14 protein-coding genes are annotated in these 15,851 nt (G+C 67.0%); 9 read left to right on the top strand and 5 right to left on the bottom strand.

Features of this window, described 5'->3' with window-relative positions; genetic code table 11:
- Window positions 1–38: 38 nt before the first annotated feature.
- The 5 genes from ACFC0O_RS43665 (at window position 39) to ACFC0O_RS43645 (ending at window position 6,022) form a co-directional block, all read left to right on the top strand.
- Window positions 39–1,007 (top strand): helix-turn-helix domain-containing protein, encoded by a 969-nt coding sequence (locus ACFC0O_RS43665; RefSeq protein WP_375968191.1) that lies wholly within the window; start codon window positions 39–41, stop codon window positions 1,005–1,007.
- Between the two features lie 105 nt (window positions 1,008–1,112).
- The gene (gene cobT, locus ACFC0O_RS43660) at window positions 1,113–3,110 is read left to right on the top strand and encodes a nicotinate-nucleotide--dimethylbenzimidazole phosphoribosyltransferase (RefSeq protein ID WP_375968190.1); all 1,998 of its coding nucleotides are present in this window, start codon (window positions 1,113–1,115) and stop codon (window positions 3,108–3,110) included.
- A 204-nt stretch (window positions 3,111–3,314) separates the two neighbouring features.
- Window positions 3,315–4,058, top strand: a complete 744-nt coding sequence (locus ACFC0O_RS43655) for an adenosylcobinamide-GDP ribazoletransferase (protein ID WP_375968189.1) — start codon at window positions 3,315–3,317, stop codon at window positions 4,056–4,058.
- Window positions 4,059–4,191: 133 nt separating this feature from the next.
- Complete coding sequence (locus ACFC0O_RS43650; RefSeq protein WP_375968188.1) at window positions 4,192–4,983, top strand: DUF4239 domain-containing protein; 792 nt, start codon at window positions 4,192–4,194, stop codon at window positions 4,981–4,983.
- 13 nt (window positions 4,984–4,996) lie between these two features.
- Window positions 4,997–6,022: a hypothetical protein gene (locus ACFC0O_RS43645; protein WP_375968187.1), complete on the top strand. Its 1,026-nt coding sequence runs from the start codon at window positions 4,997–4,999 to the stop codon at window positions 6,020–6,022.
- On the opposite strand, the gene ACFC0O_RS43640 is transcribed toward ACFC0O_RS43645, so the two are convergent.
- Window positions 6,023–6,886 (bottom strand): MetQ/NlpA family ABC transporter substrate-binding protein, encoded by an 864-nt coding sequence (locus tag ACFC0O_RS43640; protein ID WP_375968186.1) that lies wholly within the window; start codon window positions 6,884–6,886, stop codon window positions 6,023–6,025.
- Window positions 6,887–7,016: 130 nt separating this feature from the next.
- Here ACFC0O_RS43640 and ACFC0O_RS43635 point away from each other — a divergent pair, with 130 nt between their 5' ends.
- From ACFC0O_RS43635 to ACFC0O_RS43625, 3 genes are read left to right on the top strand one after another with little or no spacing between them, the layout of a single operon-like run.
- Window positions 7,017–7,898 carry a MetQ/NlpA family ABC transporter substrate-binding protein gene (locus tag ACFC0O_RS43635; protein WP_375968185.1) on the top strand — a complete coding sequence of 294 codons (882 nt, stop codon included), beginning with the start codon at window positions 7,017–7,019 and terminating at the stop codon, window positions 7,896–7,898.
- Window positions 7,895–8,995 (top strand): methionine ABC transporter ATP-binding protein, encoded by a 1,101-nt coding sequence (locus tag ACFC0O_RS43630; RefSeq protein WP_375968184.1) that lies wholly within the window; start codon window positions 7,895–7,897, stop codon window positions 8,993–8,995. Before ACFC0O_RS43635 ends, ACFC0O_RS43630 begins: the two co-directional genes overlap by 4 nt.
- A 23-nt stretch (window positions 8,996–9,018) precedes the next feature.
- Window positions 9,019–9,696 carry a methionine ABC transporter permease gene (locus ACFC0O_RS43625; RefSeq protein ID WP_375968251.1) on the top strand — a complete coding sequence of 226 codons (678 nt, stop codon included), beginning with the start codon at window positions 9,019–9,021 and terminating at the stop codon, window positions 9,694–9,696.
- Window positions 9,697–9,745: 49 nt separating this feature from the next.
- On the opposite strand, the gene ACFC0O_RS43620 is transcribed toward ACFC0O_RS43625, so the two are convergent.
- Both ACFC0O_RS43620 and ACFC0O_RS43615 read right to left on the bottom strand, forming a co-directional pair.
- Window positions 9,746–10,486 carry a hypothetical protein gene (locus ACFC0O_RS43620; RefSeq protein ID WP_375968183.1) on the bottom strand — a complete coding sequence of 247 codons (741 nt, stop codon included), beginning with the start codon at window positions 10,484–10,486 and terminating at the stop codon, window positions 9,746–9,748.
- A gap of 159 nt (window positions 10,487–10,645) precedes the next feature.
- Window positions 10,646–12,019 carry an FAD-dependent oxidoreductase gene (locus ACFC0O_RS43615; protein WP_375968182.1) on the bottom strand — a complete coding sequence of 458 codons (1,374 nt, stop codon included), beginning with the start codon at window positions 12,017–12,019 and terminating at the stop codon, window positions 10,646–10,648.
- Window positions 12,020–12,082: 63 nt separating this feature from the next.
- On the opposite strand from ACFC0O_RS43615, the gene ACFC0O_RS43610 reads away from it, so the two are divergent.
- Complete coding sequence (locus ACFC0O_RS43610) at window positions 12,083–12,478, top strand: ankyrin repeat domain-containing protein (protein WP_364644007.1); 396 nt, start codon at window positions 12,083–12,085, stop codon at window positions 12,476–12,478.
- Between the two features lie 48 nt (window positions 12,479–12,526).
- Here the strand turns inward: ACFC0O_RS43610 and ACFC0O_RS43605 are convergent, their stop codons facing one another.
- Both ACFC0O_RS43605 and ACFC0O_RS43600 read right to left on the bottom strand, forming a co-directional pair.
- On the bottom strand, window positions 12,527–14,056 hold the full coding sequence (locus ACFC0O_RS43605) for an APC family permease (protein WP_375968181.1): 1,530 nt from the start codon (window positions 14,054–14,056) through the stop codon (window positions 12,527–12,529).
- Between the two features lie 43 nt (window positions 14,057–14,099).
- Window positions 14,100–15,611, bottom strand: a complete 1,512-nt coding sequence (locus ACFC0O_RS43600) for an amidase (RefSeq protein ID WP_375968180.1) — start codon at window positions 15,609–15,611, stop codon at window positions 14,100–14,102.
- Between the last annotated feature and the right edge of the window lie 240 nt (window positions 15,612–15,851).

Below are 15,851 nucleotides of genomic sequence, written 5' to 3'. Positions count from 1 at the left end.
ACATAGTTCGCAAATATCCCGCCAGTTAGGATGGGAACATGCTCTCGAAGGTCGCCGTCGTACTCAACGAACGCCTCGCCATGTTCGAATTCGGCGTCGTCTGTGAGGTTTTCGGGCTGGACCGGACCTCGGACGGGCTGCCGCTGTTCGACTTCCGGGTCTGCGGCGTCGAACCCGGTAAGCCGCTCGGCTCCAGTTCGCCCGGTATCGCGGTGACGCCGCAGTACGGGCTGGAGGAATTGCGGGACGCGGATCTGGTGGCGATTCCGGCGTTCCCGTACTCGGCGGAACATGACATGGACCCGCGGGTGGTGGACGCGGTCCGGGACGCGTCCGAGCGCGGGGCCACCGTGCTGACCGTCTGCTCCGGGGCCTTCCTCGCGGGCGCGGCCGGACTGCTGGACGGGCGCAAATGCACCACGCACTGGCGGTATGTCGAACAACTCGCGCGGATGTATCCGCAGGCCACCGTCGATCCGGATGTGCTGTTCGTGGACGAGGGCAATCTGATCACCAGTGCGGGCACGGCCGCCGGGATCGACGCGTGCCTGCATCTGGTGCGGCGTGAGCTCGGCAGTTCGGTCGCCAATGCCATCGCCCGGCGCATGGTGGTGCCGCCGCAGCGCGACGGCGGGCAGCGGCAGTTCATCGAGCGGCCCGTGGTGGATTGCAGTTCGGACAGTCTCAGCGAGACGCTGCACTGGATGGGCGAGAACCTGGAGCTGCCGCATACGGTGGAATCGCTGTCCGCGCGGTCGAATACGTCCACGCGCACCTTCGCGCGCAAGTTCGCGGCCGAGACCGGGACCACGCCGGTGAAATGGCTGACCGGGCAGCGAATTCTGCTCGCCAAGCAACTGCTGGAAGACACCGACTTGGATTTGGAGAGTCTGGCGAATCGGTGCGGGTTCGGATCGGGGGCGCTGCTGCGGCATCACTTCCAGCGGCAGGTCGGGATCGCGCCCGCCGAATATCGCCGTCGCTTCGGAGGCGTGCGCACCGCTTGATCGTGCGCGGGTGTCCGGACCTGCCGCGTCATGCCACCGCATCGTTTCCGCGCTCGAGTCGTGCCTCATCGGCTGGGGAGCGCGGGGTGTTGATACCGTGCTGACGTGTCGCACAGTGCTCAGTCAACCGATCGACCGCTACGGACGCTGGTGCTCGGTGGAGCCCGGTCCGGTAAGTCGGCTTTCGCGGAACAGTTGGTCGTCTCCGAGGCGGTGCGGTACATCGCCACCGCGGTCCCGGATCCCGAGGATGCGGATTTCGCCGAACGGATTGCGGCACACCGGGTTCGGCGGCCCGGCAACTGGACCGTCGTGGAGGGCGATCCGGTCGACGCGTTGGCCCAGCCCGTCCCGTCGACGCTCATCGACGATCTCGGCACCTGGCTGACGGCCCGCATCGATGCGCGTGGCGCGTGGGAATCCCCGCGCGGGACCATTGCGCCCGATGTCGACGCGCTGGTGGCGGCGGTCGCCGAATACTCCGAACGACTCGTCATCGTGAGCCCCGAGGTGGGCCTGGGCGTCATCCCCGCCACCCACTCCGGCCGTCTCTTCCGCGATGAGCTCGGTGCGCTGAATCAGCGCCTGGCTCAGCTCTGCGATGAGATCTACCTCGTGGTGGCGGGTCAGCCGCTGCGCATCAAGCCCGATCGTGCCTTCGCCTCCGCCGCGGCGCTCACCGATGCGGCCGCGACCGCGGACGCCCAGGCGACCGCGACCGCCAACGCGCAGGTCGCCGCCGTGCTCGCGACCGCGGCGGGAACCGCGGGACAGCATGCCGCACAGCCGGACTCGGCCGCGACGGACCCCAGCGCCGGTGTCGCGAGTTCCGCCACCGGGTCAGCGGGCTCTGCCACCGGGACAGCCGTGGCTTCCGCCGCCGAGACCCACGCGACTTCGGCCGCCGAGACGGTTACGGTTTCCACCGCTGAGACCGTTGTGGTGTCGAGTGCCGTGGCAGCGGCCGCTGCCTCGGATCAGGCTGCCGCGCAGTCGGACCCGAGCGCCGATGGAGGGTTGAAACTCACCAAGCCCGTGCGGATTTCGTTCGGTCCGGTGCCCGGGCCGGATGGCGATTTCCTGGTCGCGGCGAAGGAGCGGCAGCTGGAGCTGACCAAACCGGCTGGGGCGCTGGGACGGTTGGAAGAGCTGGGGAACTGGGTCTCGGCTTGCCAGGGTGTGTGCCCGCCCAAGCAGTTCGAGCGTGCCCGGGTCGTAGTGTTCGCGGGCGATCACGGTGTTGCGGCGCATGGGGTTTCGGCTTACCCCAGTGAAGTGACCGCGCAGATGGTCGCCAATTTCCAGGCGGGCGGGGCGGCGGTCAATGTGCTCGCGCGCTTGGCCGATGCCACCGTGCGGGTGGAAGACATTGCGGTGCAGGGCGATACCGCGCCGGAGATTTCGCGGCACAAGGTACGCAAGTCCAGCGGCTCGATCGACCGCGAGGACGCGCTGACCGAGGCCGAGGTGCAGGCCGCGCTCGCCGCCGGCGCCGCCATCGCCGATGAGGAAATCGATTCCGGCGCAGACCTTCTCATCGCGGGCGATATGGGGATCGGCAACACCACCCCCGCCACCGTATTGATCGCCACCATCACCGACACCGAACCGGTCGTCGCTGTGGGCCGCGGTACCGGCGTCGACGACGCGGGCTGGATCCGCAAAACCGCCGCCATTCGCGATGCCATGTGGCGTGCCCGCCCGGTCGTCAAGGATCCGGTTGCCCTGCTGCGCACCGCGGGTGGCGCTGACCTCGCCGCCATGGCGGGCTTCCTCGCCCGCGCGGCCGCCCGCCGTACCCCGGTGATCCTCGACGGCGTGGTGGTGACCGCCGCCGCTCTCGTCGCCAACCAATTGGCACTCGGCGCGAAGGAATGGTGGGTGGCGGGCCACCGCTCCAGCGAGCCCTCGCACACCGTCGCCCTCGAGCGCCTCCAGCTCGAACCGCTGGTCGAAATGAATATGCGCCTCGGCGAAGGCTCGGGCGCGGTGACCGCCCTCCCGGTCCTGCGCGCCGCCGTGGCCACCCTCGCCGAAATGGCGACCTTCGCCCAGGCCGGGGTCAGCACCGCCGACGCCGCAACCGAATCCGCCGGTGCGTAAAGCCGCGACGATGAAACCCGCTCGGGCGCTTGCGAAAGTGTCCGCCGCGGGAACAACATTCGCTCCGCGACCACAGACGAAATCCACCCGCCCACGAGCGGGTGAGCTCATGCGGCGAGAATCAGCCGCATTCGGATGTGTCCGGCAGTGGCAGCTTGTCCTGGGTGGGCGGTCGCGTGCTGTTAGCGCCGAGGCCCGGCGCTCATGAATGGTGTGCGACTCGCGCTTTCGTGGTTGACGGTGTTGCCCGTGCGCGGACCGGATGACGTGGATCGAAGCGCGGCTGGTCGGGCCATTGGATGGGCACCCGTGGTGGGAACGCTGCTGGGCCTTGGCGCAGCTGGCCTGATGTGGGGGCTCGGCTCGGCAGGGGCGTCGTGGCTGCTGGCCGGATTCGTGGCGGTGGCGGGGCTGGCGCTGATTACGCGGGGGATGCATATCGACGGGCTCGCCGACACTATGGACGGGCTCGGGAGTTACGGGCCGCCGGAGCGTGCGCGCGAGATCATGAAGAGTGGTGGGGCGGGGCCGTTCGGGGTGGCCGCGCTGGTGTTTGTGATTGGGATCCAGGCCGTTTCGTTCGCCGCCTTGGCTGATGCCGGGCGATGGGCGGGGATCGTGGTGGCGGTCGCGGTGGGGCGGGTCGCCGTGGTGCTCGCTTGCCGACGGGGGATCGAGGCCGCACCGGGAGCGGGGTTCGGGGCGCTGGTCGCGGGGACTCAAGGAGCGCTTGTCAGCGCGCTCTGGGCCGCAATCGCGCTGGCGGCAGCGCTATTCGCGGGAAATCAGTGGTGGATCGGGCCGCTGGGGGTGATTGCCGCACTCGGGCTGGCGGTCCTGTTGGTGCGGCACTGCGTGCGCAGATTCGGCGGACTCAACGGCGATGTGCTCGGAGCCGCACTGGAATTCGCCGTCGCGATTGCCGCCGGGGTCTTCACCCTCGGCTGACCGATCCCGTGCTGACCGGGGGATCGTTACCTGCGGTCTTCTATAACGGATTGCTTGCGTCACAATCCGACCGCCCAGTGGCCTCGAATATCTCGTGTTCGATATTGCCCGTGCCTGGGAGGCGGAGCCGAGTATGGCATTGCAGTTGGGTGTGCTCGTCCTGTTCGCGGTGGTCGCCGTAGCCGTCTTCCTGGTCGGTGATCGATTGCGCCCGGATACTTGGCGGCACAGTGATGACGAAGCTTCCAGCACCATGGTGCTGGATCTGGTGAATATGTTCTTCGCGGCCATCGTGGCCTTCATCGTCGTGATTCTGTGGCAGCAGTACGACAATTCGCACGCGCATACCGTGTCCGAGGCGAAGGCGCTGGTCTCGGTGTACGAGGCGGCCAATGATCTGCCGATGCAGGATCGCACGCAGATTCAGGGTCTGGTGCGCGATTACACCGAGCAGGTGGTCGGGTCGGAGTGGTCGGTGATGAGCAAGGACGCCAAGCTCAGCCAGGACACTCAGAACACCCTCGATGAATTGCGGGCGGCGGTGTCCGGGCTGTCCACGGCGGATCCGAACGTCAAGGACATTCAGGACAAAGCGGATTCGGCGCTCGACGCGGTCTCCGACGCGCGCTACGACCGCGGTATGGACGCCGCCTACCGGCTGCCCACCTTCCTCTACGTGGCGCTGTGGTTCGGCACCGGGATGCTGCTGCTCGGCACGGTGTTCTCCGGTGTGGTCGTCACCCGGCGCAGCACCATCATGACCGGCCTGTTCGGCGTGGTGATCGGTGCGGTGATTCTCGCGGTCTACCAACTGGATCGGCCCTTCGCGGGCGGAAACATGGTGTCCAAGGACGCTTTCGAACTGGCGCTGTCCAGGTATGAGCACATCGTCTCCGGCGGCTCCTCGAGCATTCTGCCGCGCTGAAGAGTAGGTAGTCATGAATAAGGGAAAGCGCGGCGGCGCAGGCAGATTCGCGGCAGCTCCGATCGCGGCGGCGTTCCTGGCGGTACATCCCGCCGCGGCCGTCGCAGATCCGGGGCTGCCGTCGATCGGTGAGATCATCTCCGGCAGTGCGGGTTCCGGCGGCGGCGCGGCTCCCATCGACGGGCCCACCGGCAGTTCGCTCGGAGTGGGTTCGGGGAGCAGCGATTCCGGCAGCAATTCCGGTATCGGGCTGGGCGCGTCCGGCAGCAGCTCCGCGAACGGCGGTGCGGCCTCGGGGAGCAGCTCCGGTAGGGACGGCGCGAAATCCGGTAGTTCACTGGGGGTGAACCCGGTCGCGGGCGGTGGTTATCTGAGCACCGGCAGTTCGGCCACCGGCAGCGCGGGCAGCGGCAGCGCCGCCGATCCGGCCGCCGCGGCCATCGCGCTACCCGGGTCCGGTTCGGCCTCGGATGCGTTTCGCGGGCAGGTGGCCGCTCCGAGCACACTCGGTGAGACGCTGGGACTGGAGTCCGGCAGCGTGCTCACCGCCTGCGCCGGCAGCGCCGTATTCGGCAGTGCCGTACTGGGTCTCGGCCTGCTCACCGGCAGCGGATTCGGCTCCGGGTTGATCGGTCCGGGCTTCGTTCCCGGATCCAGTGGTCTGGTGGGACCGGGCTCCTCGGGTGCGGGCAGTGTCATGGTCGGCAGTGCGGCGCTCGGTAGCGCCGCACTCACCTGTCTGCTCCTGCTGCCGGTCGCGCCCGAGATTCCCGGCATCCCGCTGCTCATTCCCTCGGCGATCACACCGCCCGCCGTGGTCGAGCCCGTGGCGGCTCCGGTGGTACCGCCCGTCGAGATCGCGGCGGTGCCGCCCGCACCGCCGGTGATTCCGGTAGTCATACCTCCGCGTCCGGTGGTGCTGGCGGCCCCACCGGCCCCGGAGCCGGTGGACTGGAACACCTTGCAGATGATGACCGTCATGGTCATCACCATTCTCGCCGCCGCCCGGGCGAAGAACGCCCGCAGCCGTCGCGGCTGATCACTTCTTGAACTTGGCTTCGAGTTCGGTTGCCGCGGTCTGCAATTCGGCGGGCGGATTGTTCTTGAAGATGCCCTGATAGCCGGTTTCGGCCTTGATCGCGGCCTCCACCTCGGGATCGTGATAGAGCTTGGTCAGCTGGAGCAGCTTCGGGTTGTCCTTATCGGCGGCCCGGGCGGCGAAGATATTGATGTACTGGGTCAGATCGGGCCGATTGGGGTCGTCGGTGTAGATGACCTGCTGCTGGGTCAGCCCGGCGGGCTGGGCGAAGGTGTCGTCCACGAAGGCCGCGTCGACGCTCTCCAGCGATTGCGCGGTCAGCGTCGGATCGATGGTGGTGAGCCGCACCTTGGAGGCGGCCTTGTCGACGTCCTCGATCTTGGAATCCCAGCTCGCGCCGTTCTTCAGCACGATCAATCCGGCGGCGGCCAGGCTCAATAGCGGCCGCACCTGATTCGCGGGATTGTTGCTCAGGGTGATCTCGCCGCCCTGCGGGACCTCGGACACATTCCTGTGCTTCTTCGAGTACAGCGTCAGCGGGTAGATCTCGGTCGCGCCCAGCGGGATCAGGGTGTCGTTATTGCGGGCGTTGTAGTTGGCCAGATACCGGATGTGCTGGAACTTGTTGAGGTCGACCCGTCCCTGTGACAGTGCGGGATTGGGCTGGTTGTAATCGGAGAAGTTCACGAATTCGACGGTGATGCCCGCGGCGGACGCCTTCTTCTTGAACACGTCCCAGTGCGGCTGTGCGAGATCGTTCACACCGATGCGCACCACACTCTCGTCGTGTTCCCGGCCACAGGCCGCACTCAGGGCCAGGCTCAGCAACAGCGGAATCACCAGGAGACGGCGCAATTTTCGCATTTTGGACAAGCTAGGCGATCGCATCGCGGGTCCGGGAGTGTTTCGATCGCCCCGATCGCAATCATTGCTCGAGGGTTGCCGGAAAGGTTGGCTTACCAGGTTCGATTTTCGACGACATGTGGGAGCACGAGTGAAATTCCAACGGGTACTGGCGATCCCGGTCCTGGTTGCGGCAGTCGCGGGGCTGACCCTCACCGCGACGGCGTGCGGTAAGAACGATGACGCGGCGGGCAATGTGGTGCGCATCGGCACCACCGAGACCGATCCGCAGTGGGATGTGTTCGAAGAGCAGGCGAAGGCGCAGGGGATCACGCTCAAGATCACCCACTACTCCGACTATTCGCAGCCGAACGCCGCGTTGTCGCAGAAGCAGGTGGATGTGAATCTGTTCCAGCACCTGCAGTTCCTCGGGCAGTACAACGTCGCCAACAACGATGATCTGACGCCGATCGGCGCGACCCAGATCGTGCCGCTCGGCCTGTACTCCAAGAAGCACAAGAGCCTGGCCGATATCCCGCAGGGCGGTGAGATCGCCATTCCGAACGATCCGACCAATCAGGCGCGGGCGCTGTTCGTCTTGCAGGCCGCCGGACTGCTGAAGCTGTCCGGTGACGTCAAGCAGCCGACCCCGGCCGATGTCGACAAGGGTGCGTCCAAGGTGAAGGTGACCGCGGTCGACGCCACCCAGACCGCGCTGTCGCTGGCCTCGGTGGACGGTTCGGTCGTGAACAACACCTTCCTGGAGAAGTCCGGCATCGACCCGAATTCGGCGCTGTACAAGGATGATCCGAAGAATCCCGGCGCGGAGCCGTACATCAACGCGTTCGTCACGCGCAGTGCGGACAAGACCAATCCCACCTATCTGAAGCTGGTGGAGATCTGGCACGGGCCCGAGGTGCAGGCGGCGGTCGCCAAGACCTCCAAGGGGACCGCGGTCGAGGTCAAGCGCAGCGGGCCGGAGCTGGAGCAGATTCTGGCGCGGGTGCAGCAGACCATCCGCGAGAAGAAGTGAGCGGCAACGCAACCGAGAGCGCCGCTGTCGAATTCCGTTCGGTCACCAAGGTGTTCAAGGCTGGCAAGCAGTCGCACACCGCCTTGAGCGAGATCGATCTGCGCATCGAGCGCGGGGAGATCTTCGGGGTGATCGGCTACTCCGGTGCGGGCAAGAGCACGCTGGTGCGGCTCATCAACGCCCTGGAGCAGCCGAGTAGCGGGACCGTGCTCATCTCGGGGGATCCGATCACCGGGGTGCCCGAATCCCGGGTGCGGCAGTTGCGGCGCGATATCGGCATGGTGTTCCAGCAGTTCAATCTGTTCCGATCACGCACTGCCGCGGGCAATATCGAGTACCCCTTGAAGGTGGCGGGCTGGCCACGCGCGCGGCGCAAGGCGCGGGTGGCGGAGCTGCTGGAATTCGTGGGGCTCACCGATAAAGCACGCAGTTATCCCGATCAGCTCTCGGGCGGGCAGAAGCAGCGCGTCGGCATCGCCCGCGCACTGGCCACCTCGCCCGCACTACTGCTGGCCGATGAGGCGACTTCGGCGCTGGATCCGGAGACCACCGGTGAGGTGCTGCGCCTGTTGAAGAAGGTGAATCGCGAACTGGGCGTGACGATCGTGGTGATCACCCATGAAATGGATGTCATCCGCGCCGTCGCCGACCGGGTGGCGGTCCTGGCAGAGGGCCGAATCGTGGAGCTGGCGAACACTTTCGATGTTTTCGCCGCCCCGCAGGCCACGCCCACCCGGTCCTTCGTGGAGACGGTGCTGCACAATCGGCCCAATCCCGAAGAGCTGCAACGCCTCGGCGAGAAGCATCCGGGCCGATTGGTCACCGTCGACATCGCCGATGAACGCGGTATCGGCGCGGCCCTGGCCACCGCCGCCAAGGCGGGCGTCACCTTCGAGATCGTGTACGGCGGCGTGAGCACGTTGCAGGACAAGACCTTCGGCAGCCTCACGCTGGCACTGGATGGCACACCCGAGGCCGTGGACCAGGTGGCGCGCGAGCTGGAACGCGATACCGCCCACTCGGCCGGGCCGGGTGCGCGGATCACCGATAAGCCGGACGCGGCTGCGCTCGTGGCGGATGATCGGAGGTCGGCATGAGCTACGCGACCGTACACGCGGATATGAATTACGCTGCGGTGCACACCGATTGGGACAAGCTGCGGCCCGTGCTGACCGAGGCCATCGGCACCACGATCTACCTGGTGCTGCTCACCTTCGTGGTGGGCGGGCTGATCGGATTGGCGCTGGGGACGCTGCTGTACACCACGCGCAAGGGCGGTCTGCTGGCGAACGCGCCGATCAATCTGGTGCTGAATTTCCTGGTGAACGTGGTGCGGCCGATTCCGTTCATCATTCTGCTTGCGGCATTGGGCCCGGTGACGCTGGAGGTGGTCGGCACCACCATCGGCACCGATGCGGCGGCCTTCGTCATGATCGTGGCGGCCTCGTTCGGCATCGCGCGAATCGTCGAGCAGAATCTGGTGACCGTCGATCCCGGCGTGATCGAGGCGGCCCGCTCCATGGGGGCCGGTCCGCTGCGCATCATCACCACCCTGCTGATCCCGGAAGCGCTGGGCCCCTTGGTACTCGGCTATACCTTCGTGGTCATCGCGGTGGTCGATATGTCGGCCATGGCGGGCACCGTGGGTGGCGGCGGCCTGGGTGATTTCGCCCTGGTCTACGGCTATCAGCGCTTCGATTGGCAGGTCACCCTGGTGGCCACGCTGATCATCATCGCGGGGGTGCAAGGCATCCAGTTCTTCGGGAACTGGCTGGCCCGCAGGGTTCTGCGGCGTTGAGGGGGTGGACGGCCCGTCACCTCGTCGGCGGGCCGTCCGCACCGAATCGCTACCGCGACTGCCGGATTCGGCCGGTCCGGCTGCCGCCGAACCGTTCGGCGAGTTCATAGCGCCGGGCGGCCTCGCGCTGTTCGCCGCGCGATGCCGCCAGATCGCCAAGGCGGGAGAACCAGTCGGATCGGCTGGCGGGGCCCAGGGCGTACAGCACCTGCCACAGCGGTGTGGTCCCGCCGGTGAACTCGTATCGTTCGAAGTGCTTGTCCAGCAGGCCGGTCAGATGTTCCCGCGCCAGTTCTCGGAACTCGTCGGATACCTCCTGCACCCCGGCGCGCACCGAATTCGCCAGCCACGCACCGAGTTCGGCATTGTCTTGCAGTAATCCGTTGACCGCGAACCAGGTTCGGGCGAATTCCGCCGCGACCGGCCGCGCGGTCCACACCTCGATCACCTGACGCCCGGCGGCCGGATCGATACCGCAGCGATCGGCGACGTCGCAGAGCAGTCGCAGCGCGGTATCCGGTGCGGTGCGCGCGGCCTCGACCAGTCGTGTCTGCACGTTCGTCCGGTCGCGGGCCAGCTCGGCGTCGTCATCGCGTCCGAGTAGTTCCCGTACCGCCGTCAGTATCAGTCCGGTGCGCGCCTCGTACTCGGGTTCGGTCTCGGCTGCCCGTACGGCGAGTTCGAAAGCCGAAGGCCCCCTGGGTTTCACCGGTGTGCGTGGCGGCTCCGCCGCTTTGCCGGCGGGTTCCGCCGGTGGTTCCCCGCCGCCCTGTGCCCATCGCCATTTCACGCGCAAAACTCCTCCGGGGGGCTCGCCGACAGCTGTCGGAGATCGCTGCCCGGACCCCGCTCCCCTAACAATGCCCGACAATCTCCTTCGCCGAGCTATTCCCGGAAACACGGGTGCGTAACACCTCGCGCACGCGGCTGTGGCGGCCGCGGAATCGCCTCAGCGGTTGCGTTCCACGGTGATGGCGGCCTTGCGGGCGGCGACCAGGATGGGGTCCCAGACGGGGGAGAAGGGGGGTGCGTAGCCGAGGTCGAGGGCGATCATCTGGTCGACGGTCATGCGGGCGGTGAGGGCGACCGCGGCGATGTCGATGCGTTTGGCGGCGCCTTCGCGGCCGACGAGTTGGACGCCGAGCAGGCGGCCGGTGCGGCGTTCGGCGAGCATTTTGACGGTCATGGGGGCGGTGCCGGGGAAGTAGCCGGAGCGGCTGGTGGATTCGATGGTGACGGTCAGGAATTGCAGGCCCGCGGCGTGGGCGTCCTTCTCGCGCAGGCCCGTTCGGGCGACTTCGAGGTCGCAGACCTTGCTGACGGCGGTGCCGACGACGCCAGGGAAGGTGGCGTAGCCGCCGCCGATATTCGCGCCGATGATCTGGCCGTGCTTATTGGCGTGCGTGCCCAGGGCGATATGGCGTTCGGTGCCCGAGACCAGATCCAGCACCTCCACGCAGTCGCCGCCCGCCCAGATGTTCTCGTGGCCGCGCACCCGCATGGACAGATCGGTGAGCAGGCCGTCGTGCAGGCCGAGCGGAAGCCCTGCGGCACGGGCCAATTCGGTGGCCGGGCGCACGCCGATGCCGAGCACCACCACGTCGGCGGGGAATTCGGCATCGGCGGTGGTGACGGCGCGGACGCGGCCGTCGGCATCGAGCAGCACTTCGGTGAGTTCGGCATCGCAGAGCACGCGAATACCCATGTCGTCCATGGCTTTCCGGATGAGTGCGCCCATATCGGGATCCAGGGTGGCCATGGGCTGCTGACCACGATTGATCATGGTGACCTCGTAGCCGCGATTGATCAGGGCCTCGGCCATCTCCACGCCGATATAGCCCGCGCCGACCACCACGGCCCGGCGGCCCGCGGTGGATTCGAGGGTTTCGATGAGCGCCTGGCCGTCGTCCAGGGTCTGCACGCCGTGCACGCCGGGGGCGTCGATGCCCGGAATGGGCGGGCGGATGGGTGTGGCTCCGGTGGCGATGACGAGTTTGTCGTAGTCGACCCAGGTTTCGGTCCCGGCCTCGAGATCGCGCGCCCGCACCCGGCGGCCGGGGACATCGATCTCCAGGACTTCGACGCGCATGCGCAGATCGATCTCGCGGGCCCGATGCTCCTCGGGCGTGCGTGCGATGAGCTCATCGCGGTCGGTCACATCCCCGCCCACCCAGTACGGGATGCCACAGGCGGAGAAGGAGGTGAAATGGCCGCGCTCGAAGACGATGATCTCCAGCTCTTCCGCCGATTTCATGCGCCGCGCCTGCGAGGCCGCCGACATCCCGGCCGCGTCCCCGCCGATGATCACCAGACGTTCAGTCATACCGATGACGTTACGTCGCCGGTCCGCCAGCGGGTGCGACCGCATGGTGGTAGTACTGGACGAATGAGCGCGAACGACCCCGATGCCGACAAGGTCCTCGAGTTGGCCGGTCAGATCTTCGACTTCGCACGCCAGGGTGACGCCGAGAAATTGGGCGCGTACCTGGACGCCGGAGTTCCGGTCAACCTCACCAACGAGAATGGCGACAGCATTCTGATGCTGGCCGCGTACTACGGGAACGAAGCGGCGGTTCTCACGCTGCTCGAGCACGGCGCGGATCCCAATGTGACCAATGACGCGGGCCAAACACCTTTGGCCGGAGCGGTTTTCAAGGGTGAGAGCGGGATTCTGAAGGCGCTGATCGGAGCGGGTGCGGATCCCGATGCCGGAAGTCCCTCGGCGCGCGATACGGCGGCGATGTTCGATCGCACGGCGTTCCTGGAGAGCTTCCTGAACTAATACAAGATGGGCATCCGCCGGATAGCGGATGCCCATCGTGCTTCGTGGTCAGCGTTCGTGCGTCTCCTCCAGGACGGTGCGGCCCAGCAGGGCGTAGCGGTCCGGATCACGGCGCTTGAGGTACTGCGCCGCGCCGATGCCGCCCACCACGATGGCCCCGACGAGCCACGGTGTCGCTCGCAGCACCAGGGAGCCCGATTCGCTGCCCGCCGCGACACCCATATTCACGATCAGCAGGCCGACCACCGCGAGCATGGCCAGCCCGCCCGTCAGCGGGGCCACGAAGGTGCGGAACCAGTGCCGGGTCTCCGGATGGTTCTTACGGAAGTACCACAGCACCGCGAACGAACAGGTGGACTGCACCACCAGGATCGCCATGGTGCCCAGGATGGCCAGCAGCGTGTAGGTGCCCGAGTACGGATCCTTGCCCGCGAGCCCGAAGCCCAGCACCAGCAGCGCCGCGAACACCGTCTGCACCAGACCCGCGATATGCGGAGAGCCGTGACCTGGGTGGGTGCGGCCGATGGTGCGCTGTAGCGCCGGGATGACGCCTTCGCGGCCCAGGGCGTACAGGTAGCGGGCCGCGCAATTGTGGAAGGCCATACCGCAGGCCAGCGATCCGGTCATCATGAGCCACTGCATGGCGATGACGGCCCAGTGCCCGACATAGGCGGTGGTGGGGTTGAAGAACACATCCATCGGGCTGTCCGACCCGGCCAGCTTCGCCGATTCCTCGATACCGTTGCCGGACATGGCCATCCACGACACCAGCACGTAGAACACGCCCACGCCGAGCACCGCGATCATGGTGGCCTTGGGGATGATCTTCTTGGGGTTCTTGGATTCCTCGCCGTACATGGCGGTCGATTCGAATCCGACCCAGGACCAGAAGGCGAAGAACAGGCCGAGCCCCGCCGACGGACCGGCGAAGGCGTTCACCGGGTTCAGCGGTTCGAACGAGAAGCCGTCCGGACCGCCGCCGTGCACGGCCACCGCGATCGCCATGACCGCGAGCACCAGCACCTCGGTGCCGAGCAGGACCACCAGCAGCTTCTCCGCCACCGCGATGCCGAACCAGGTGCCGATGGCATTGACGCCGATCATGATGATCGCGAACACCCACCACGGCACGTGCACACCGAATTGCGCCCCAACGGTATTGGTGCAGAAGCTGGCGAAAATGCCGACCAGCGACGGTTCGAACACCATGTAGGCGAACGCCGCCAGCAGGCCCGACGCCAGGCCGACGGTGCGGCCCAGACCGTAGGAGATGAAGCCGTAGAACGCGCCGGTCGCGGTGATGTGCTTGGACATGGTGGTGAAGCCCACCGAGAAGATGGCCAGCACCACCATGGCGATCAGGAATCCGGCGGGTGTGCCGGTCCCGGTGCCGGAGGAGATCATGAACGGCACATTGCCGGTCATGGCGGTGATCGGGGCGGCGGTGGCGACGGCCATGAAGACCACGCCGAGCAATCCGACGGCATTCGGCTTGAGGCGATGCACACCCGAAGCGCCGCTCGCTGTTTCATCGGGTGCGACCGGGGTTACCGGCGCTGCCTGTATTTGCTGGGTCATGAACTCATCTCTCTACGAACCGGTTTCAGAGCTATTGGGGAATTCAGTGGATCGGGGGCCGCGTACCGGACCAAGGCCGGGCCTGTTCTATCTGCGCGGCCAGCGATATCAAGCGCAATTCACTGTTCGGCGGTCCGATCAATTGCGCCGATAGCGGCAGGCCGCCGCCGGAGAATCCGGTGGGAATGGCGGCGGCCGGATTACCGCACACATTCCAGATATTGGTCCAGCTCGCCGCCGGAAGGGATTTGAGTGCCGCACCGTGGAAATCCATTCCGGTGAGCTGCCCGACCGGCCAGGCCGGACCGGGCGTGGTCGGAGTGATCAGCACATCGGCGGTATGGAAGAACGGCATGACCGCGCCGATCACCGCATCGGTGGCGGCGCGCGCCGCGCCCAGCGCGACCGGATTGTCGAAAGCCATTGCGTAGAGCGCCAATTCCTTGGTGCGCAGCTCCAGCAGCTCCGGACGATCGGCCCGGCGGGATTCGGCGGCGGGGGAGACCAGCCACATCGGCTCGAAGGCCGCGGTGATATCCGGATAGGCGGGTTCACCGTGAAAGACGTGATGGCCCAGCGATTCCAGCAGTCGGCCGAGCGATTCCAGCGCGGCGGCGGTAGCGGGATCCACCGTCGCGGTGAGGCTGGCGGGTTTCGTGGAGATGGCGATGCGCAGCGGGCCGGGCGGGGTCGCGGCGGCCGCGCTGAATGTGCCGTCCAGCGCGCCCGCACTGTAGATGTCCACGCCCGGTGTCGAGCCCTGGGTGATGTCGTAGAACAGCGCCGAATCCCCGACCGATCGGGACAGGCAGCCGATGACGCCCAGGTTGTTCCACAGTTCCCGATTCGGCGCGGCGCTCACCCGCCCCAATTGCGGTTTGAGACCGAACAATCCGCACCATGAGGACGGCAGCCGGATCGAACCGCCGCCGTCACCGCCCACACCGAGCGGGGCCAGACCCGCTGCCACCGCGGCCGCCGTCCCACCGGAGGATCCGGCCGTGGAGCGGGATAGATCCCACGGATTGCGGGTGATGCCGTGCGCATCGGATTCGGTGAACGCCCAGATCCCGAATTCGGGCATGGTGGTCTTGCCCAGGATCACCGCACCGGCCGCGCGCAGGCGGGCCACGACCGCGCTGTCCCGGGCGGCCGGAACCGAGAACGCCCCGCCGCCGTAGGTGGTGACAATGCCTTCGACGTGGTCCTCGTCCTTCACCACGATCGGCACGCCGTGCAGCGGACCGAGTCGCTCACCGCGTGCCTGCCGGGTGTCGAGGTCGGCGGCCTGGGCCAGCGCCTGCTGCCGCATCACCGTGGTGAAGGCATTGAGCGCCGGATTCAGCCGATCGATTCGATCGAGGAACAGGGTGGCGAGTTCGGTCGCAGATATCTGCCCGGCCGCTACCAGGCGGGCCAATTCGGTGGCCGGGGTGAAGGCCAATTCGGCCTCGGCTGGCGCGGCGGTGGCGGGAATCGCACGGGCCACTCCACCGGCCGTCGCGATGGCCGCCGCCGTTTTCAGCGCCAATCCCATTGCGGTGCGCCGCTTCACCGGAAGTCCCCTTCCGTATCGCGATTGGAGCGGCTTTTCTCGGCCACAGCTGATTCCGCCTTCCTGATCCGTGACAGGCACCGGAGTGACATTCGATATTTCGATCTACTCGGTGTTGCTGCGGAACCGTAGTAGGCGGCTGTAACGAGGGCATCGTGTCGCGGTGACCGGGAACGAGAGAATTAGGGCGGGAATTCTCTCACCCCGCGATAAATGGCCGTAACCGGAATTAACCTGCCC

Source organism: Nocardia sp. NPDC056100 (assembly GCF_042266325.1).
In the GTDB taxonomy this organism is placed as follows: Bacteria; Actinomycetota; Actinomycetes; order Mycobacteriales; family Mycobacteriaceae; genus Nocardia.
The sequence above is the reverse complement of the archived record's forward strand: the minus strand, read 5'-3'. Positions and strand labels throughout refer to the sequence as shown.

What these genes read in the sequence shown, in the direction of transcription:
- ACFC0O_RS43665 (WP_375968191.1), top strand. Translation starts at nt 39, where the DNA reads ATGCTCTCGAAGGTCGCCGTCGTACTCAACGAACGCCTCGCCATGTTC.
- ACFC0O_RS43655 (WP_375968189.1), top strand. Translation starts at nt 3,315, where the DNA reads ATGAATGGTGTGCGACTCGCGCTTTCGTGGTTGACGGTGTTGCCCGTG.
- ACFC0O_RS43650 (WP_375968188.1), top strand. Translation starts at nt 4,192, where the DNA reads ATGGCATTGCAGTTGGGTGTGCTCGTCCTGTTCGCGGTGGTCGCCGTA.
- ACFC0O_RS43645 (WP_375968187.1), top strand. Translation starts at nt 4,997, where the DNA reads ATGAATAAGGGAAAGCGCGGCGGCGCAGGCAGATTCGCGGCAGCTCCG.
- ACFC0O_RS43640 (WP_375968186.1), bottom strand. Translation starts at nt 6,886, where the DNA reads ATGCGAAAATTGCGCCGTCTCCTGGTGATTCCGCTGTTGCTGAGCCTG.
- ACFC0O_RS43625 (WP_375968251.1), top strand. Translation starts at nt 9,019, where the DNA reads ATGAATTACGCTGCGGTGCACACCGATTGGGACAAGCTGCGGCCCGTG.
- ACFC0O_RS43615 (WP_375968182.1), bottom strand. Translation starts at nt 12,019, where the DNA reads ATGACTGAACGTCTGGTGATCATCGGCGGGGACGCGGCCGGGATGTCG.
- ACFC0O_RS43610 (WP_364644007.1), top strand. Translation starts at nt 12,083, where the DNA reads ATGAGCGCGAACGACCCCGATGCCGACAAGGTCCTCGAGTTGGCCGGT.
- ACFC0O_RS43605 (WP_375968181.1), bottom strand. Translation starts at nt 14,056, where the DNA reads ATGACCCAGCAAATACAGGCAGCGCCGGTAACCCCGGTCGCACCCGAT.